An 18,212-nucleotide genomic window follows, 5' to 3' on the forward strand; every position below is an offset into this window, starting at 1 on the left:
ACGCCAGCAAGCTGGCGTTTTTAATGTGTCACGGGTCAGGCGCAAACCTGATGAGGCTTAGCCCAGCAGGGTAGCCCAACCTTCAACCACGTCACCGCCCCACTTGGCTTTCCACTCTTTCAGCGTTTTGTGGTTGCCACCTTTGGTTTCAATCACTTCGCCGTTGTGCGGGTTTTTGTACTGTTTGACTTTGCGGGCACGCTTGGTACCGGTAGTTTTTACGGCGCCGCGTGGAGCTTTAACTTTCGACTCTGGATCCAGCAGCGCGATGATGTCACGCAGGGATTTGGAGTATTCACCCATCAGGGCACGCAATTTACCTTCGAATTCCAGCTCGGTTTGCAGTTTGTCGTCTTGGGACAGGTTCTTCAAACGGGCTTGCAGCTCTTTGATAGCTTCTTCGGTGGCACGGTATTCGTTGATCAGAGACATGTGGACTACCTTATGTAGAGCGCTGATTGACAGGGATAGTGGCCCAATAATAGTCAGGCGGTTTCCTCAAGTAAACATTTAAGCTCGCATTTATGTGAATTACTTTGAATGTTTGTAGCAATGCTATGCATTCGAGTTAATTACTAGGGCGTAGACCCAGAGATAATCTGCTTGGAAAAGCGGGAACAGCCGTGGTATGCCGCACAGATTCATATAAGGGTGGTAAAACCATAGGCTATTAAGGGACAAAGCTGGGGCCGGCGATCAGAATAAACGTTAACGAATACTGCAGTTTTCCTGCGCAATCGCTAGAATGGCGGCCTTTGCGAAGTTCTGGAGTTTCCCCCTAATGCGCACTTTTCGGCTGGTGATTGCTTGCCCGGACCGGGTCGGCATCGTTGCCAAAGTCAGTAACTTTCTGGCCTCCCACAACGGCTGGATTACCGAAGCGAGTCATCACTCGGACAATCTCAGCGGTTGGTTCTTCATGCGTCACGAGATTCGTGCCGATTCGCTGCCTTTTGGTCTTGATGCCTTCCGTGACGCGTTTGCGCCGATCGCTGAAGAGTTTTCGATGACCTGGCACATCACCGACACCGAGCAGAAAAAGCGCGTGGTGTTGATGGCCAGCCGCGAATCCCACTGCCTGGCCGATTTGCTGCACCGCTGGCACAGCGATGAGCTGGACTGCGAGATCGCTTGCGTGATTTCCAACCATGACGACCTGCGCAGCATGGTCGAGTGGCACGGCATCCCGTATTACCACGTGCCGGTCAACCCGCAGGACAAGGAGCCGGCGTTCGCCGAGGTCTCCCGCCTGGTCAAGCAACACGAGGCTGACGTTGTGGTGCTGGCGCGCTACATGCAAATCCTGCCGCCGGAACTGTGCCGCGAATACGCCGGCAAGGTGATCAACATTCACCACAGCTTCCTGCCGTCGTTCGTAGGGGCCAAGCCGTATCACCAGGCTTCCCTGCGGGGTGTGAAGTTGATCGGCGCGACTTGCCACTACGTCACCGAAGAGCTGGACGCCGGCCCGATCATCGAGCAGGACGTGGTGCGTGTCAGCCACAGCGACAGCATTGAAGACATGGTGCGTTTCGGCCGCGACGTCGAGAAGATGGTCCTGGCCCGTGGCCTGCGCTACCACCTGGAAGACCGCGTGCTGGTGCACGGCAACAAGACGGTGGTGTTCTGACCGACCTGTTGTGATTGAAGAATGAAGGGCCTGGGCGTTAAATCGTTCCGGGCCCTTTTTCTTTGCGTGCCCTTGAGGATTGAGCGATGAATGATCCGTTGGACAAAGCCACGTCAAAAGCCCCGGCAACCTTAGGGGAGGGCTGTTTGAGCCGATATGACCCGGATGACCTGAGCAGCGAGGACGGCACCGAATTTCCCGGTGCCGCCGAGTTGTGGGAGCAAGAGCAGGCCAAGTCCGAGCCCGAGGACTTCTGATCAGATCCGGAAACTACCGACCAACTGCTTCAACCGTGCCGCTTGTTGCTCAAGGTCGGCACATGCTCGCAGCGTGGACTGCAGGTTTTCCACCCCTTCCTGATTGAGGGTGTTGATCTCGGTAATGTCCATGTTGATCGACTCCACCACTGAAGTCTGTTCTTCCGTGGCAGTGGCGACCGACTGGTTCATGCCGTCGATCTCGCCGATGCGCTGGGTCACGCTGTTCAGGCGCTCGCCGGCCAGGTTGGCGATGTCCACGCTGTCGAGGCTGTGGCGCTGGCTTTCACTCATGGTGCTGACCGAATCCCGGGCGCCGACTTGCAGCTCCTCGATCATCTTCTGCACTTGCTGCGCGGACTCCTGCGTGCGATGCGCCAAGTTGCGCACTTCATCGGCAACCACCGCAAACCCACGGCCCGCTTCCCCGGCACGCGCCGCTTCAATGGCGGCGTTCAGTGCCAGCAGGTTGGTTTGCTGGGAAATGCTGGTGATCACTTCGAGAATCTGGCCGATGTTCACCGTCTTGCTGTTAAGCGCTTCGATATTGCTGCTGGACGCGCTGATCATCGCTGAAAGCTGATTCATCGCCTTGATATTGCGCTCGACCACTTGCTGGCCGTCCTCAGCCAGGTGCCGGGCATCGCTGGCCTGATGGGAGGCTTGCGCGGCATTGCGCGCAATTTCCTGGGCGGCGGCGCCCAATTCATTGATGGCGGCGGCGACACTGTTGGTACGGTTGGCCTGCTCGTCGGAGTTGACCATCGACGAGTTGGACGCGCTGACCACCCGTAGTGCTACCTCATTCACCTGTTCGGTGGCTGAGGACACTTCGCTGATCGATGTGTGAATGCGCTCCACGAAGCGGTTGAAGGCGTTACCCAGCGTGCCGAATTCATCATGATTCTGGATGGTCAGGCGGCGCGTCAGGTCCCCCTCGCCATCGGCGATGTCCTGCATGGCGCGGGTCATGACATGCAGAGGTTGCATCAATACGCGGATCAGCATGCCCAGCAGGGCGATGATGATCACCACCGCAATCACCGTGGCGATGACCGCCGAGGTGCGGAACTCGCTGAGCATGGCGAAGGATTTGTCTTTATCTACTGAAATACCGAGGTACCAGTTCACCGAAGGCAGGCCCTTGATCGGTATGAAGGTCACGATGTTGGCCTTGCCGTTGGCCTCGACTTCGCTGAAATCGGCGCTGATTTTTGGCGTATTTTTCGGATACACATCGGCCAGGGTCTTCATCACCAGGTTTTTATCCGGATGTACCAATACTCTGCCATCGGCGCTGACCAGAAACGCATAGCCCATGCCGCCGAAGTTCAGCGCGCCAATGTTATCCACCAGGGTTTGCAGGCTCAGGTCGCCGCCCACTACGCCGATGCTCTGAGTATCCCGGGTGCTGGGGGTGGCAACGGAAATGATCAACTTGCCGGTGGCGGCATCGATATAGGGTTCGGTCAGGGTTGAGCCGTTGCTGCTCTGGGCGCCCTTGTACCAGGGCCGCACACGCGGGTCGAAGCCGTCCGGCATCTTGGTGTCGGGGCGGATGGTAAAGGCGCCCTGGCTGTCACCGACGTAGGTCGCCATGAATGAGGACGTCAGGGTTTTCTGCTCCAGCAGGCTGGCAACTGCGGAAGGCTCGGGGTTGATGGCGATGTTTTGTGCGGCGTTCTCCACCAGGGCAATGCGCCCGGTGAGCCAGGTTTGAATATTGCTGGCGGTGACGTCGCCCATTTCATGCAGGTAATTGTTGAGGTCGTCGCGAATGGCGTTGCGTTGCAGGTAGTCGTTGTAAAGGGTAAACAGCGCGAAAGCCGCGATGACGATAAGGGAGGCTGCAAGCAGGATTTTGTGGCTGAAGCGCAGATTTTTATTCATGGCTTGTAGGGTCCGCTAAGGTCTTAATATCCAAAGCGCGTCCTTGTGGGATGCGCAAAATGACAGCGTCAAAAAAGGTGTGATACTTCTTGTGATAGCTCCGGTGGTCCATGTAGGAACTATCTGACCTATTTTTAGACTTTGTGGGTCTTACATCTGCCTGTATCGACTTGGCAACACTAAAGATTAACCATGGGTGACGAAATGCCTGACTCCTCGCAACTGCTTATCGGTGCCGACCTTTCCGGCCAGCCCATCGCCCAGGCCATGCGGTTGGCCAATCGCCACGGGTTGATCGCCGGTGCCACCGGCACGGGCAAGACCGTTACATTGCAACGCCTGGCGGAAGCCTTCAGTGACGCCGGCGTGGCGGTGTTTGCCGCGGACATCAAGGGGGACCTATGCGGGCTCGGCGCTGCGGCGAATCCGCAAGGCAAGGTCGCCGAGCGCATCGCCGGCATGCCTTTCCTGAATTACACGGCCAAGGCTTATCCGGTCACGCTGTGGGATATCCACGGGCAGTCCGGCCATCCATTGCGCACCACCATCAGCGAAATGGGCCCGTTGTTGCTCGGTAGCCTGTTGGAACTTACTGACAGCCAGCAGTCAGCGCTTTACGCGGCGTTCAAGGTGGCGGATCGCGAAGGCTTGCTGCTGCTGGACCTCAAGGACCTCAAGGCACTGCTTAACCACCTGCGCTATCACCCGGAATTGCTGGGCGAAGACGCAGCGCTGATGACCACCGGATCCAGCCAGGCCCTCTTGCGGCGCCTGGCGGTGCTGGAACAACAGGGGGCTGAAGCCTTGTTTGGTGAGCCGGCCCTGCAGTTGGAAGATATCCTGCAGCCCACTGGTGATGGACGCGGGCGCATCCATCTGCTGGACGCCAGCCGTCTGGTGCACGAGGCACCGAAGGTATACGCGACGTTCCTGCTGTGGCTGTTGGCGGAGTTGTTCGAGCAACTGCCCGAGCGTGGTGATGCCGAAAAACCGCTGCTGGCGCTGTTTTTTGATGAGGCACATTTGTTGTTCGCCGATACGCCCAAGGCCTTGCAGGAGCGCCTGGAACAGGTGGTGCGGCTGATTCGCTCCAAAGGCGTCGGTGTGTATTTTGTCACTCAATCGCCGGGCGACCTGCCGGACAGCGTGCTGGCCCAGCTCGGTCTGCGTATCCAGCATGGCTTGCGGGCGTTCACCACCAAGGAACAGAAATCCCTGCGTGCCGTCGCGGAGGGGTTTCGGCCCAATCCAGCATTCGATGCCTTGTCGGTACTGACCGAGCTGGGCACGGGTGAGGCGTTGGTGGGCACCTTGCAGGAAAAAGGCACGCCGGAAGTCGTCCATCGCGTTTTGGTTGCTCCGCCGCAATCACGCATCGGGCCGCTCAGCGAAGCCGAACGCGCCGCGTTGGTCGCCAGTTCGCCGCTGCAAGGCCGTTATGACAAGCCGATTGATCGGGAATCCGCTTACGAAGTGCTGATGTCACGCAAGGAGCTTGGCCCGACCGAAGAGACCAAGCCGACTACCGACGAGCCGAGTTTTACCGACAGGGCCGGTGCGTTTCTGGGCACCACGGCAGGCAAGGCGCTGAAATCGGCGATGCAGCAGGCCGCCAATCAGATGGGGCGGCAACTGGTACGTGGTTTGTTGGGGTCGTTACTGGGCGGCAGCAAGCGCAAATAGAGACTCAGGGCTTGGGCCTGGCGTGGGCTGCCAGTCGCTCAAGGGCTGCGCGCAAGGCCGGGTTGCTGATCCCGTCGGCCGTTGCCTGAATGGTTTCGGCGGCATTCGTCGAGAGGTCATGAGTGTGCTGCACCACGCCAGGCAGGGTGGTGGGCGGTTGTACCTTGAACTGAATGCGCGTCAAACCGGCGAATTCATCAAACGCTATCAATTGACGTTGCAGGCGTTTTTGCTGATAACGCAGACGTGTCGCCCAGTGCCCATCTGTGACAATTAGCAGCAGGTTGCCTTCACGCCAGGACGCCACGCGGCAGTGTTCGCGCGCGGCCGGTTGCAGTTGGCTTTCGAGCAGGCGTTGCAGATGGCCCAGGCGTTGCGCATGGCCAAAGATGGCTTTCAGCGGCTTGGCATCGCGAAGCAACACGGCAGGCGCGCGGGCTGGCGAGGGGCGAAATGCCATTGTTGGACACCTTAAGTAACAGAGCCGCCATCTTAGCAGAAAGCGTCTGCATCTCCCCAGGCAAAGCATCCATGGGCTTTTGTGCGTGAAATCAATCGGTAACTTCTGCGCTCCATGGGTTGAAGTTCCGGTAAAAGCCCTTATTTTAAACAGGCCCTCTCACAGCACCATGCCAGCATCGGGGAACAACGCCACTTTCCTCCCCCACGATTCCGGGTAGAATGCGCGTTCGCATGCGGCCGTGAGGGCTGCTCGGGCCACTCACGGTGCGCCCTCCATCCCTATGTGTGGAAGAACCTGCCGATATGTTTGCGCCTTTGTTAAAGAAACTTTTTGGAAGCAAGAATGAGCGCGAAGTCAAACGCATGCTCAAGACGGTGCAGCTGGTCAATGCCTTCGAAGAGCAGATGGTTGCCCTTTCGGACGAGCAATTGCGCGCCAAGACCCAAGAGTTCAAGGCCCGCATAGCCAAAGGTGAAACCCTCGACAAGCTGCTTCCCGAAGCCTTTGCGGTCGCCCGTGAAGCCGGTAAGCGTGTCATGGGCATGCGCCACTTCGACGTCCAGTTGATCGGCGGCATGACCTTGCATGAAGGCATGATTGCCGAAATGCGTACCGGTGAAGGCAAGACCCTGGTGGCAACCCTGGGCGTTTACCTCAACGCATTGTCCGGCAAGGGCGTGCACGTGGTGACGGTGAACGACTACCTGGCCCGCCGCGACGCTAACTGGATGCGCCCGCTCTATGAATTCCTCGGCCTGACCGTTGGCGTCGTTACGCCATTCCAGCCGCCGGAAGAGAAGCGCGCTGCCTACGCGTGCGACATTACCTACGGCACCAACAACGAATTCGGTTTCGACTACCTGCGCGACAACATGGCGTTCAGCATGGATGAAAAATTCCAGCGCGAACTCAACTTTGCCGTGATCGACGAAGTCGACTCCATCCTCATCGACGAAGCCCGTACCCCGCTGATCATCTCCGGCCAGGCCGAAGACAGCTCGCGCCTGTACACCGAAATCAACAAGTTGATTCCGCGTCTGGAGCAGCACATCGAGGAAGTCGAAGGCGTGGTGACCAAAGAAGGTCACTTCAGCATCGACGAGAAGACCCGCCAGGTCGAACTCAACGAAGCCGGTCACCAGTTCGTCGAAGAGATGCTGACCCAGATCGGCGAATTGGCCGAGGGTGAAAGCCTGTACTCGGCGCACAACCTGGGCCTGTTGACCCACGTGTATGCCGGCCTGCGTGCCCACAAGCTGTTCCATCGCAACGTCGAGTACATCGTGCAGGACGGCCAGGTCGTGCTGGTCGACGAGCACACCGGTCGTACCATGCCGGGCCGCCGTCTGTCCGAGGGCCTGCACCAGGCCATCGAAGCGAAGGAGCACCTCAACATCCAGGCTGAAAGCCAGACGTTGGCGTCCACCACCTTCCAGAACTACTTCCGTCTGTACAACAAACTGTCCGGGATGACCGGTACGGCCGACACTGAAGCGTTCGAATTCCACCAGATCTACGGCCTGTCTGTGATGGTCATTCCGCCGAACAAGCCTTTGGCTCGTAAAGACTTCAATGACCTGGTGTTCCTGACGGCCGAAGAGAAATACGCGGCAATCATCAACGACATCAAGGACGGTATGGCCCAGGGCCGTCCGATCCTGGTGGGCACCGCTACCATCGAGACTTCCGAGCACGTGTCCAACCTGCTCAATAAGGAAGGCATCGAGCACAAGGTCCTCAACGCCAAGTTCCACGAAAAAGAAGCCGAGATCATCGCCCAGGCCGGTCGCCCTGGCGCACTGACCATCGCCACCAACATGGCCGGTCGTGGTACCGACATCCTGTTGGGCGGCAACTGGGAAGTGGAAGTCGCGGCCCTGGAAAACCCGAGCCCTGAGCAGATCGCCCAGATCAAGGCCGATTGGCAGAAGCGTCACCAGGCCGTGCTGGAATCCGGTGGCCTGCAGGTGATCGCCTCCGAGCGTCATGAATCGCGTCGTATCGACAACCAGCTGCGTGGCCGTGCCGGTCGCCAGGGTGACGCCGGTTCCAGCCGCTTCTACCTGTCCCTGGAAGACAGCCTGATGCGCATCTTCGCTTCGGACCGCGTGAAGAACTTCATGAAGGCCCTGGGCATGCAGTCCGGCGAAGCGATCGAGCACCGCATGGTGACCAACGCCATCGAGAAGGCCCAGCGCAAGGTTGAAGGCCGCAACTTCGATATTCGTAAGCAACTGCTCGAGTTCGATGACGTCAACAACGAACAGCGTAAAGTGATCTATCACATGCGTAACACGTTGCTGGCCGCCGACAACATTGGCGAGACCATCGCCGACTTCCGTCAGGACGTGCTCAACGCCACCGTCAGCGCACACATTCCGCCACAGTCCTTGCCAGAGCAGTGGGATGTTGCCGGCCTGGAAGCGGCGTTGAAGAGCGACTTCGGTGTCGACTTGCCAGTCCAGCAGTGGCTGGACGAAGACGACCACCTGTACGAAGAAACCCTGCGTGAAAAACTGATGGCCGAATTGCTGGCCGCGTACAACGAGAAAGAAGAGCAGGCGAGTGCCGAAGCACTGCGCACCTTCGAGAAGCAAATCGTTCTGCGCGTGCTGGACGACCTGTGGAAAGACCACCTGTCGACCATGGACCACCTGCGTCACGGCATCCACCTGCGGGGTTACGCCCAGAAGAACCCGAAGCAGGAGTACAAGCGCGAGTCGTTCACGCTGTTCTCCGAGCTGCTGGATTCGATCAAGCGCGATTCCATCCGCGTGCTGTCCCACGTTCAGGTGCGTCGCGAAGACCCGATCGAGGAAGAAGCTCGCCTGCGTCAGGAAGCCGAGGCACTGGCTGCGCGCATGCAGTTCCAGCACGACGAAGCGCCAGGCCTGGAAGCGCCTGAGGTATTGGGTGAGGAGGTCGATGTGGCCCTGGCTCAAAGCCCGGTGCGCAACGAACAGAAGCTGGGCCGCAACGAGCTGTGCTATTGCGGCTCGGGCAAGAAGTTCAAACACTGCCACGGCCAGATCGAATAAGATTTTCGCCTGACGCTGCAACACCCTGCGCCGCGACCGGCTCCTGCCGTCGCGGCGTTTTGCCATTAATTTCACCGTCGCTCACGACGGCACAGACATCACCCATTTTTAAGGAGCGCATTCATGGCTGTTGGTCTTGGTCCTTTGCCCACGTTGCACCCGGTTGCCGGTTTTGAACTCGGTATCGCTTCGGCCGGCATCAAGCGCCCTGGGCGCAAGGATGTAGTCGTGATGCGTTGCGCCGAAGGCTCGACCGTCGCCGGTGTGTTTACCCTCAACGCGTTTTGCGCTGCGCCGGTGATTCTGGCAAAGCAACGCGTGGCCGGTACGATCCGCTACCTGCTGACCAACACCGGCAACGCCAATGCCGGCACCGGCGAGCCTGGCCTGGTGGCGGCTGCGCGCACCTGCGCCAAGCTGGCCCAACTGACCGGCGTGGACGCCAGCCAGGTCCTGCCGTATTCCACCGGTGTGATCGGTGAGCCGTTGCCGGTCGAGAAAATCGAAGGCGCGCTGCAAGCCGCGCTGGACGACCTGTCTGTGGATAACTGGGCCGCCGCCGCCACCGGCATCATGACCACCGACACCCTGCCAAAAGGCGCAAGCCGCCAGTTCGTGCACGATGGCGTGACTGTCACCGTGACCGGTATCAGCAAGGGCGCGGGCATGATCCGTCCGAACATGGCCACCATGCTCGGCTACATCGCTACCGATGCCAAAGTCTCCCGCGACGTGCTGCACAGCCTGATCCTGGACGGTGCCAACAAGTCGTTCAACCGCATCACCATCGATGGCGACACCTCGACCAACGACTGCTGCATGCTGATCGCTACCGGCCAGGCCAACCTGCCGGAAATCACCGAGGCCAGCGGCCCGTTGTTCGCCGCGTTGAAGCAGGCGGTATTCGAAGTGTGCATGGACGTGGCCCAGGCCATCGTGCGTGACGGCGAGGGTGCCACCAAGTTCGTCACGGTTGAAGTCAACGGCGGCGGCAACCACCAGGAATGCCTGGACGTGGGTTACACCGTGGCTCACTCGCCACTGATCAAGACTGCGTTGTTCGCCTCTGACCCGAACTGGGGCCGTATCCTGGCGGCCGTCGGTCGTGCCGGTGTGCCAGACCTGGATGTGAGCAAGATCGACGTGTTCCTCGGCGATGTGTGCATCGCCAGCCGTGGCGCCCGTGCCGAAACCTACACCGAAGCCCAGGGTTCGGCGGTGATGCAGCAGGAAGAAATCACCATCCGTATCGAGTTGGGTCGCGGCGAGTGCAGCGAAACCATCTGGACCACCGACCTGTCCCACGAGTACGTGAAGATCAACGCGGAATACCGTACCTAAGAGGATAAGCGCGGTGAAACGAGTGCATGTAGCAGCAGCGGTGATCCGCGGTGTCGACGGCAAAATCCTGCTGGCGCGCCGCGCCGATACCCAGCACCAGGGCGGCCTCTGGGAATTCCCCGGGGGCAAGGTGGAAGCCGATGAATCGGTCGCCGGCGCGCTGTCCCGCGAATTGCAGGAAGAGCTGGGCATCGAGGTCACCACGGCGCGGCCGCTGATCAAGGTGCAGCATGACTATCCGGACAAACAGGTGTTGCTGGATGTCTGGGAAGTCTCGGCGTTTACCGGTGAGCCCCATGGCGCCGAAGGGCAACCGCTGGAATGGGTGGCGCCTCGGGAGCTGCTCAACTACGAGTTCCCGGCGGCCAACGCGCCGATCGTTGCGGCTGCGCGCTTGCCTGCCGAGTACCTGATCACCCCGGGCGAACTGGAAACCCCGACGTTACTGCGGGGTATCCAGAAAGCCATTGCTGGCGGCATCAAGTTGGTACAACTGCGTGCGCCCAACGGCTACGACCCCAAATACCGCGACCTTGCGGTGGATGCGGTGGGCCTGTGCGCGGGCAAGGCCCAGTTGATGCTCAAGGGGCCGTTTGAATGGCTGGGGGATTTTCCTGCGGCCGGTTGGCACATGACCTCGGCGCAACTGCGTAAGTACGCCAGCAAGGGGCGTCCGCTGCCGAAGGATCGCTGGCTGGCTGCTTCCTGCCATAACGCTGAGGAGTTGGCACTGGCAGAAATGATGGACGTGGATTTTGTCACGCTGTCGCCGGTGCAGCCGACCCAGACCCATCCTGATGCGCAGCCGTTGGGCTGGGAGCAGGTAGCGGCGTTGATCGCCGGGTTCAGCAAGCCGGTGTTTCTGTTGGGCGGGGTTGGACCCGCCGAGCGGGAGAAGGCTTGGGAGGCTGGGGCCCAAGGTGTGGCAGGGATTCGCGCGTTCTGGCCTGAGATTTGAGGCTGTTCTGACCGGCCTTATCGGGGGCAAGCCCCCTCCCACATTCGACCGAGTTCTACCGTTGGAATGCGGTCAAATGTGGGAGCGGGCTTGCTCGCGAAGGCGTCAGATCAGGCGCTGAATAATCAGTGGGGTTTAGCGGCAGCCTGCCATAAAACCTCAGCAACGCCCTGGCGCCTTGCAATTACCCGCGCCGCCACAAACAACAAGTCCGATAACCGATTGATGTACGCCAACCCCACGCCTTCCAACGGCTCGACCGCATTCAACTGCTGGCACCGCCGCTCTGCACTGCGCGCGAGGCTGCGGCACACGTGGGCCTGGGCGATCAACGCCGAGCCACCGGGCAGGATGAAGTTCTCTAGCGATCCCACTTCTTCATTCCAGCGATCAATTGCTGCTTCCAGCCGATCCACTTCCGCCGCATTCAGCGCCTTGTACACTGGCATCGCCAACTCGCCCCCCAGGTCGAACAAGCGATGCTGGCACGGCGTAAGCACCTCGATCACATCCTTCAGTTCCGGATGTTTGCCGCTCTGTTCTTCAAGATTGGCCAGTAACAATCCCAACTGGCTGTTCAGCGTATCCACCTCACCGATGGCCTCCACCCGTGGGTGATCCTTGGGCACACGGCGGCCGTCGCCCAGGCCGGTTTCGCCTTTGTCGCCGGTACGGGTGTAGATCTTCGACAGGCGAAAGCCCATGGTCATTGCTCCAGTTGGGTGAGTTCGTAAGGCGGCAGTTGGCTGCCGGCCAGGGGTAAGCGCAAGGTAAAGCAGGTGCCCTGGCCGAGGGTGGAGTGCACTTCCATCTGGCCCTTGTGGTTATTGGTGATGATGAAATACGACACCGACAGCCCTAGCCCGGTGCCCTGGCCGATTTCCTTGGTGGTGAAGAACGGCTCGAAGGTGCGTTTGCGCACGTTTTCGCTCATGCCGATGCCGTTGTCTTCCACCTGGATCTCCGCCCACGGCGGGTTGAGGCGCGTACGCAGGATGATGCGCCCCGGTTCGCTGTCGTCTTCCCGCAGGTGAATGGCCTGGGCCGCGTTTTTCAGCAGGTTGAGCAGGACCTGTTCGAGTTCGTTGGCGGTGCCTGGCACCGGACCCAGTTGCGGGTCGAACTGGCGGATGATCGCCTGGCCCTTGAAGTCAAAGCCGATGGCCAGGTCGAAATCGTTACCGGCAATCTCCACCGCCTGGTCGATCAATGCCGGCAAGTCGCAAGGTGCCATCTGTCGGTTGCTGCGGCGACTGAAACTGAGCATATGGGTGACGATCTTCGCCGCCCGCGCCCCGGCCTGCTGGATGCCATCGAGCAGTTGCGGCACTTCGCGGCTTTGCAGGTAGCGGTTGACGGTCTCCAACTCGATACCCACCTGTTCCGCGTGTTCCAGGTTCTTCGGCAAGTCAGGCGACAAGCGGCGGCGGATGTTCTGCACGTTATGCAGGATCGCCCCCAGCGGGTTGTTGATCTCGTGGGCCATGCCGGCGGCCAGGCCGCCGACGGAAAGCATCTTCTCCGACTGCACCATCATTTCTTCCAGGGACAGGCGCTGGGTGATGTCATCGATACGGATTACCACGCCACGTCCGGCACCGCCCATCAGCGGGTAGAAGGTCAGGGCGTAGTGTTTGGGTTCGTCATCCTTGAACCAGGTGACGCGTTCGATGCGCTCCACCGTGTGTTGTTCGACCGCTGCCCTGATCTGCGGCAAGTAAGGCTTGAGCGGCTGGAAGGCCAGGTAGATCGGCTGGTTCAAAGCTTCATCCAAGCGTGTGCCGGAGAGGGCGCTGGCTTCCTGGTTCCATTGGGTGACGTAGAGCTGTTCATCCAGGGCGATCAATGCCGAGGGCATCGAGTCGATGATGCTGTTCAGGTAATTCTGGAAACCGGTGAGTTTCTTCTCGATCTTGCTACGGACCTGGACTTCCAGTTCCAGCTTGCGGTTGGTGTGGCGCGTCTCTTCGGCCAGGCCTTGGGCCTGGTCGTAGGCCGCCTGGGAGTCGTCCCGTGCGCGCTTGAGCTGTTGCTCGCGGGCTTCGATGCGCGACAGCATTGTGTTGAAGGCTTCGGCCAGGCTGCCTATTTCATCGTGGTTGCCACGACCGGCGCGCAGGGCGTAGTTCTCTTCGCGAGTGACCTGGCGCGACAGTTCTTCCAGTTCGTGGATCGGCCGCGTGATCAGGCGTTTGATCTGACGGGCGATGACCAGCCACAACAGTACGCTGAAAATCAGGATGCCCAGGCTGGCAGTCAATGTGCCGGTGTAGAACGCCACTGGTAGCTCACTGCTGGCCACCAGCAGCAAATGCCCGGACGGTTGGCCGGCGCGGGGCAGGGTGATGACCTGGTTGCTGCGAAACTCGGTGACACGCCAGGCCTCGATGTGCCGGTAGTCATCGGGCAGGTGCAGGCGGTCGCCGTGTTGCATCTGCGCCAGGCGGTTGCCGTCGCCGTCGTACAGAGCGGCGGCGCGCAACGGCGAATAGCTGGTCAACTCATTGAGCAATGCGTCGGCCTTGGCCGGCGATTCGAGGGCCTCGGCGGCGAGCGCAGGGTTGGACACCAGGCGGCCGATGGCCTGCAAGGCCTGGGGCGCCATGCTTTCCTGGGAGATCCAGTAGGCGGCGCTGATAAAGGTCAGGTTGGCCACCAGCAGTACGGTGGTCAACAGCACCAGCAGGGCGGCCAGCAGTTTCTGCCCGACCGGTAGGTTTTCAAGACGCTGGCGCAGCGGCATCAGGGTTTTCCCAGGTGATAGACAGGCGGGCAGGGTAGCGCGTGGCTCAGTCGCGGGGCAATCCGCGTGCAAGCAACTGCTCGACCAGGCGCACTTGCAGCTGTTGAAGGTGCGGCAGGTTCAGTTGGTGACGGGCGGCCGCCTGGCAAGCATAGCCCAATAGGTAGCTGATTTCGGTGCGGCGGCCTGCGGCCACGTCCTGGTACATGGAGGAGTAGTTGGCGGCGGTGGCCTGGATCACCCGTTCCACCTCGTGTTGCAGGTCCAGCGCGGCGGCGGGCTGGCCACAGCATTCCAGCAGTTCGCCGAGTTCGGCGCACAGGGTGGCGACTTCGCACTGGTGGGCCTGTAGCTCGCCATTGCGGCACTGATACAGCACGGTCAGCGGGTTGATGGCGCAATTGAGCGCCAGCTTGCGCCAGAGCCGCGTGAGGATATCGGTGCTCCAGTCGTGGGGGATGCCGGCGGCTTGCAAATCCTCCAGCCACAGCGGCGGGGTTGGGTGGCCTGCATCGCCCAGCCAGGTGTAGCCATGGCCGGCGAACACCACGCGCCAGTCGCCGTCGCGAAACGCGCCTTCGGTGCTGGAGGCGAAGATGCAGCGGGCCTGGGGCAGTTGCGCGGCGACTGCGTCCTGGCTGCCGAGGCCGTTCTGCAGCAGGATCAGTTCGGCATCGGGCGCCAGTCGATGTTGCAACTGTGCGACGGCTGCTTGAGCGTCGTAGGCTTTGCACGCCACCAGCAGGCGATGAATCAGCCCAGGACTGTCGGATGTTTCGCCTGTCACCGGGTAAGTGTGTTCTACACCTTGTTCCACCAAGGTCAGCCCCTTGGCTGTCTGATAGTTGGCCAGGCGCGCTTCATCGCGCAGGATCAACCGCACGGGCACGCCAGCACGCGCCAGGCGAGTGGTCCAAAGTGTGCCCAGGCTGCCGGCGCCGAGAATATGCCAGGTGGTCGACATCAGTTTTTGCTCCGTAGGGTCGCCCGCAGCGAACGGGACAAAAGAACCGCTATAATGCCCCGGCATTTTAGCTTGGGCGCGCTCCATCTCTACTGAGCCCGCCCCTTATATTGGAGATATGACATGCCTTCGTTCGACGTGGTATCCGAACTGGACAAACACGAAGTCACCAACGCCGTCGAAAACGCCGTCAAGGAGCTGGACCGTCGCTATGACTTGAAAGGCAAGGGCAGCTTCGAGTTCAAGGAAAAAGAGCTGACCGTCAACCTGACCGCTGAAGCCGATTTCCAGCTGGAAGCGATGATCGAGATCCTCAAGCTGTCGCTGGTCAAGCGCAAGATCGACGCGCAATGCCTTGAAATCAAGGACGCCTACGCCTCCGGCAAGCTGATGAAGCAGGAAGCCATCCTCAAGGAAGGCATCGACAAGGAGCTGGCGAAGAAAATCGTCGCCCACATCAAGGACGCCAAGCTGAAAGTCCAGGCCGCGATCCAGGGTGAGCAGGTTCGCGTCACCGGCAAGAAGCGTGACGACCTGCAAGAAGCCATCGCGGCCCTGCGCGCCAAGACCTTCGACATGCCGCTGCAGTTCAATAACTTCCGCGACTGATGGCACATTGGGGAACCTGCGGGCGTTTTTGACGTCCCACGCCCCACAACCTGCGCCTACTATTGAGCCCTTCGGGGCTCAATTGCATTTATGGCCACTCGATACGCCGAACATCCGGTAACCAGGAGAATGTAGATGGATTTCAATGCTGAAGTAGATCACTTGATCAAGACCTCAGAGTCGTGGCTGCCGATGATCATGGAATACGGCAGCCGGTTTTTGCTGGCAGTGGTCACTCTGGCCATCGGTTGGTGGCTGATCAACGTATTGACCCACCGTGTGGGGCGTTTGCTGGCACTGCGCAATGCTGACCTGGCCCTGCAACACTTCATCACCAGCCTGGCGAACATCGCGCTCAAAGTCATGCTGGTGGTCAACGTGGCCTCGATGATCGGCGTGGCAACCACCTCGTTCGTGGCCGCGATTGGTGCCGCGACCCTGGCCATTGGCCTGGCCTTGCAAGGCAGCCTGGCGAACTTCGCCGGCGGCGTGCTGATTCTGCTGTTTCGCCCGTTCCGCATTGGTGACTGGATCGAAGCCCAAGGCACCTCGGGTACCGTCGACAGCATCCAGATCTTCCACACCGTCTTGCGCACCGGCGACAACAAGACTGTGATCATTCCTAACGGCAGCCTGTCCAACGGGCTCATCACCAACACCAACCGCCAGCCGACCCGCAAGGTGGTGTTTGATGTGGGGGTTGACTATGAGGCTGATCTGCAGAAAGCCCGTGAAGTGCTGCTGGAGCTGGCAAAAGATCCACGTGTACTGGCCGATCCGGCTGCCGTGGCGGTGGTTTCGACTTTGGGTGACAGTTCGATCACCGTTTCCCTGCGTTGCTGGACCAAGACCGCGGATTATTGGGATGTGGTGTTCATGTTGAACGAACTGGCACGTGACCGTTTAAAAGCGGCGGGGATTGATATTCCATTTCCGCAGCGGGTTATTCGGGTGATGCAGGAAACAGCTGCCAAGTAATTTGAGGTCATCGTCTTGAACTTGGCCGATAGGTCAGGTTCAAGGTGCACATGTTAATCTCGTTAGTTAGCTTGCTAGTTATTTCTGTGCTGAAACATTACAGCCATAAAAAAGCCGCTCCCTTGTTAAATAAGGGAGCGGCTTTTTGTTTAAGGCCGAGGCCTTAAGTCATCGTTGTAATCAAACGATCAATTACAAGATGTTCAGCGGGTATTGTGCGATAAGACGCAGTTCGTCGATGGACGCCGAACCGTAGTAAACGCCGTCAGACGAACGATACGTGGCTTGACGAATACGCAGGCTCAGGTCTTTGGCTGGGCCGCTCTGGATTACGTATTTGCCTTCGATATCGCGTTCCCACTCTTTGCCGTTCGAAGTGGTGCCCGTGTTGGCGCCGCTACCGGTAACGTAACGAGTCATGAAGCTCAGGCCAGGGATGCCGAAGGTTGCCATGTTGAGGTCATACCGTGCCTGGAACGATTTCTCGCCTTCAGCGTTGAAGTCGGAACGAGCGATGGAGTTGGCCAGGAAAATCGTGCCCCCACCGTCTACGCCGTAAGCGTAGTCGCCGTCACCGGTAACCTTCTGGGCTGCCAGGGTGAAGGTATGAGCTCCGAGGGTGTACGCACCCTGCAAGCTGAATGCGCGGTTGTCGAGCTTGGTGGTGCCGTCTTTTTCAGCTCGTGTCAGGCCTGCGCCGTCGCTCTTGGTGCTGTAGATGTTGAAGTCTACAGCCACCGATTGGTCATCGCTCAGCGCGTGGGTCCAGTTCACGTTGGCGTAGAGTTTCTTCCAGTAATCTTCCACTTTCGAGTAGTAGAGGCTGGTGGTGAACTCTGGGGTCCAGGAGTAGACGCCGCCGACGAAGTTGGCATCACGCAGGCCAGTGCCAGTGCCTGGCTCGGAGCTGGCGATACTGTCTTTGTAGGTGTGGTCCTGGGCAACGATCGAGGTGAAGTGACCTGCTTCCAGCTTAAGACCCTTGATCTCATTGCTGGTGATCGAGATGCCTTGTGGCAGTTCCGGGAGCAGACGGCTGTCGTCGGATGCGAATACCGGGGCGGTGGTGTACTGGTCACCCACTTTCAGGACCGTATCGGAAATACGGAACTTGATGGCGGCGCCGCCTTTGGAGTAGTCATCCTGCGCACGGCCATCTGAGCCGTTAGGGAACAGGCCGGTGCCGGCACGGCCTTTGCCGCTGTCGAGTTTGACGCCCAACAGGCCAATGGCATCGACACCGACCCCAATGGTGCCTTGGGTGTAGCCCGAACTGAACAGGCCATGGAAACCAAGACCGGTCTCTTCGCGGCGGCTTTGAGTGCCAGGCGCGTTGTTACGGAAGTCACGGCTGAAGTACAGGGTACGAGTCAGAATGCTGGCGGTACTGTCCTCGATAAAGCCCTTGGAATCGTCCTGGGCGGACGCCATTGCGAACTGCGAGGTGCCTGCTGAAACAGCCAGGGCGATCATGCTCCACTTCATCACGCGCATCGTGATTTGCTCCTTTGGTTTTAGGAAGAGTACTGCCGTCCCACCTGTATTTTTATCTGGGCGGCTCTTTCTTTTATGTGTCGGCGCAAAGTTATATCACGCAGACCCTATTGACGATACTTACCCATCTATCCTTTCAGCTTCTTTACGAGGCTGTCGTAAAT

Annotated in this window: 14 protein-coding genes and 1 pseudogene; 7 read left to right on the plus strand and 8 right to left on the minus strand. The window is 59.5% G+C overall.

Annotated elements, in window-relative coordinates; translation table 11 throughout:
• Positions 1 to 57 precede the first annotated feature (57 nt).
• Positions 58 to 432 carry a histone-like nucleoid-structuring protein MvaT gene (gene mvaT / locus NL123_RS06185; protein ID WP_016970296.1) on the minus strand — a complete coding sequence of 125 codons (375 nt, stop codon included), beginning with the start codon at positions 430 to 432 and terminating at the stop codon, positions 58 to 60.
• Between the two features lie 349 nt (positions 433 to 781).
• Between mvaT and purU the strand changes: the two genes are divergently transcribed.
• Positions 782 to 1,630 (plus strand): formyltetrahydrofolate deformylase, encoded by an 849-nt coding sequence (gene purU / locus NL123_RS06190; protein ID WP_010208067.1) that lies wholly within the window; start codon positions 782 to 784, stop codon positions 1,628 to 1,630.
• A 257-nt stretch (positions 1,631 to 1,887) separates the two neighbouring features.
• Here purU and NL123_RS06195 read toward each other — a convergent pair whose 3' ends face one another.
• Entirely contained in the window at positions 1,888 to 2,652 is a 765-nt protein-coding gene (locus NL123_RS06195) for a methyl-accepting chemotaxis protein (protein ID WP_375166131.1), read from the minus strand.
• Positions 2,653 to 2,793: 141 nt separating this feature from the next.
• A pseudogene (locus NL123_RS06200) lies at positions 2,794 to 3,777 on the minus strand (cache domain-containing protein); the annotation flags it as partial.
• 204 nt (positions 3,778 to 3,981) lie between these two features.
• Here NL123_RS06200 and NL123_RS06205 point away from each other — a divergent pair.
• Positions 3,982 to 5,460 carry a helicase HerA-like domain-containing protein gene (locus NL123_RS06205; protein WP_494357418.1) on the plus strand — a complete coding sequence of 493 codons (1,479 nt, stop codon included), beginning with the start codon at positions 3,982 to 3,984 and terminating at the stop codon, positions 5,458 to 5,460.
• Positions 5,461 to 5,464: 4 nt separating this feature from the next.
• Here the strand turns inward: NL123_RS06205 and NL123_RS06210 are convergent, their stop codons facing one another.
• On the minus strand, positions 5,465 to 5,920 hold the full coding sequence (locus NL123_RS06210) for a DUF721 domain-containing protein (RefSeq protein ID WP_494357419.1): 456 nt from the start codon (positions 5,918 to 5,920) through the stop codon (positions 5,465 to 5,467).
• 305 nt (positions 5,921 to 6,225) lie between these two features.
• On the opposite strand from NL123_RS06210, the gene secA reads away from it, so the two are divergent.
• The 3 genes from secA (at position 6,226) to NL123_RS06225 (ending at position 11,260) form a co-directional block, all read left to right on the plus strand.
• Positions 6,226 to 8,961, plus strand: a complete 2,736-nt coding sequence (gene secA, locus NL123_RS06215; RefSeq protein ID WP_248484047.1) for a preprotein translocase subunit SecA — start codon at positions 6,226 to 6,228, stop codon at positions 8,959 to 8,961.
• Positions 8,962 to 9,084: 123 nt separating this feature from the next.
• Positions 9,085 to 10,302 (plus strand): bifunctional glutamate N-acetyltransferase/amino-acid acetyltransferase ArgJ, encoded by a 1,218-nt coding sequence (gene argJ / locus NL123_RS06220; protein WP_065889944.1) that lies wholly within the window; start codon positions 9,085 to 9,087, stop codon positions 10,300 to 10,302.
• 13 nt (positions 10,303 to 10,315) lie between these two features.
• Positions 10,316 to 11,260, plus strand: coding sequence for a Nudix family hydrolase (locus NL123_RS06225; RefSeq protein WP_248484045.1), 945 nt, complete (start codon positions 10,316 to 10,318; stop codon positions 11,258 to 11,260).
• A 125-nt stretch (positions 11,261 to 11,385) separates the two neighbouring features.
• Here NL123_RS06225 and NL123_RS06230 read toward each other — a convergent pair whose 3' ends face one another.
• From NL123_RS06230 to NL123_RS06240, 3 genes are read right to left on the minus strand one after another with little or no spacing between them, the layout of a single operon-like run.
• Entirely contained in the window at positions 11,386 to 11,964 is a 579-nt protein-coding gene (locus NL123_RS06230) for a cob(I)yrinic acid a,c-diamide adenosyltransferase (RefSeq protein ID WP_058423278.1), read from the minus strand.
• A gap of 2 nt (positions 11,965 to 11,966) precedes the next feature.
• Complete coding sequence (locus tag NL123_RS06235) at positions 11,967 to 14,003, minus strand: sensor histidine kinase (RefSeq protein ID WP_494357420.1); 2,037 nt, start codon at positions 14,001 to 14,003, stop codon at positions 11,967 to 11,969.
• 46 nt (positions 14,004 to 14,049) lie between these two features.
• Positions 14,050 to 14,967 (minus strand): putative 2-dehydropantoate 2-reductase, encoded by a 918-nt coding sequence (locus NL123_RS06240; protein ID WP_248484041.1) that lies wholly within the window; start codon positions 14,965 to 14,967, stop codon positions 14,050 to 14,052.
• Positions 14,968 to 15,090: 123 nt separating this feature from the next.
• Here NL123_RS06240 and NL123_RS06245 point away from each other — a divergent pair, with 123 nt between their 5' ends.
• Both NL123_RS06245 and NL123_RS06250 read left to right on the plus strand, forming a co-directional pair.
• Positions 15,091 to 15,576, plus strand: coding sequence for a YajQ family cyclic di-GMP-binding protein (locus tag NL123_RS06245; RefSeq protein ID WP_010208088.1), 486 nt, complete (start codon positions 15,091 to 15,093; stop codon positions 15,574 to 15,576).
• Positions 15,577 to 15,711: 135 nt separating this feature from the next.
• The gene (locus tag NL123_RS06250; RefSeq protein ID WP_248484039.1) at positions 15,712 to 16,554 is read left to right on the plus strand and encodes a mechanosensitive ion channel family protein; all 843 of its coding nucleotides are present in this window, start codon (positions 15,712 to 15,714) and stop codon (positions 16,552 to 16,554) included.
• 192 nt (positions 16,555 to 16,746) lie between these two features.
• Here the strand turns inward: NL123_RS06250 and NL123_RS06255 are convergent, their stop codons facing one another.
• Complete coding sequence (locus tag NL123_RS06255) at positions 16,747 to 18,048, minus strand: OprD family porin (protein ID WP_248484037.1); 1,302 nt, start codon at positions 18,046 to 18,048, stop codon at positions 16,747 to 16,749.
• Between the last annotated feature and the right edge of the window lie 164 nt (positions 18,049 to 18,212).

It is taken from the genome of Pseudomonas sp. FBCC-B1565, assembly GCF_059133265.1.

Bases quoted from the DNA above. Each gene is read 5' to 3' on its own strand.
- mvaT (WP_016970296.1), bottom strand. From the start codon at position 432: ATGTCTCTGATCAACGAATACCGTGCCACCGAAGAAGCTATCAAAGAG.
- purU (WP_010208067.1), top strand. From the start codon at position 782: ATGCGCACTTTTCGGCTGGTGATTGCTTGCCCGGACCGGGTCGGCATC.
- NL123_RS06195 (WP_375166131.1), bottom strand. From the start codon at position 2,652: ATGGTCAACTCCGACGAGCAGGCCAACCGTACCAACAGTGTCGCCGCC.
- NL123_RS06205 (WP_494357418.1), top strand. From the start codon at position 3,982: ATGCCTGACTCCTCGCAACTGCTTATCGGTGCCGACCTTTCCGGCCAG.
- NL123_RS06210 (WP_494357419.1), bottom strand. From the start codon at position 5,920: ATGGCATTTCGCCCCTCGCCAGCCCGCGCGCCTGCCGTGTTGCTTCGC.
- secA (WP_248484047.1), top strand. From the start codon at position 6,226: ATGTTTGCGCCTTTGTTAAAGAAACTTTTTGGAAGCAAGAATGAGCGC.
- argJ (WP_065889944.1), top strand. From the start codon at position 9,085: ATGGCTGTTGGTCTTGGTCCTTTGCCCACGTTGCACCCGGTTGCCGGT.
- NL123_RS06230 (WP_058423278.1), bottom strand. From the start codon at position 11,964: ATGGGCTTTCGCCTGTCGAAGATCTACACCCGTACCGGCGACAAAGGC.
- NL123_RS06235 (WP_494357420.1), bottom strand. From the start codon at position 14,003: ATGCCGCTGCGCCAGCGTCTTGAAAACCTACCGGTCGGGCAGAAACTG.
- NL123_RS06240 (WP_248484041.1), bottom strand. From the start codon at position 14,967: ATGTCGACCACCTGGCATATTCTCGGCGCCGGCAGCCTGGGCACACTT.
- NL123_RS06245 (WP_010208088.1), top strand. From the start codon at position 15,091: ATGCCTTCGTTCGACGTGGTATCCGAACTGGACAAACACGAAGTCACC.
- NL123_RS06250 (WP_248484039.1), top strand. From the start codon at position 15,712: ATGGATTTCAATGCTGAAGTAGATCACTTGATCAAGACCTCAGAGTCG.
- NL123_RS06255 (WP_248484037.1), bottom strand. From the start codon at position 18,048: ATGCGCGTGATGAAGTGGAGCATGATCGCCCTGGCTGTTTCAGCAGGC.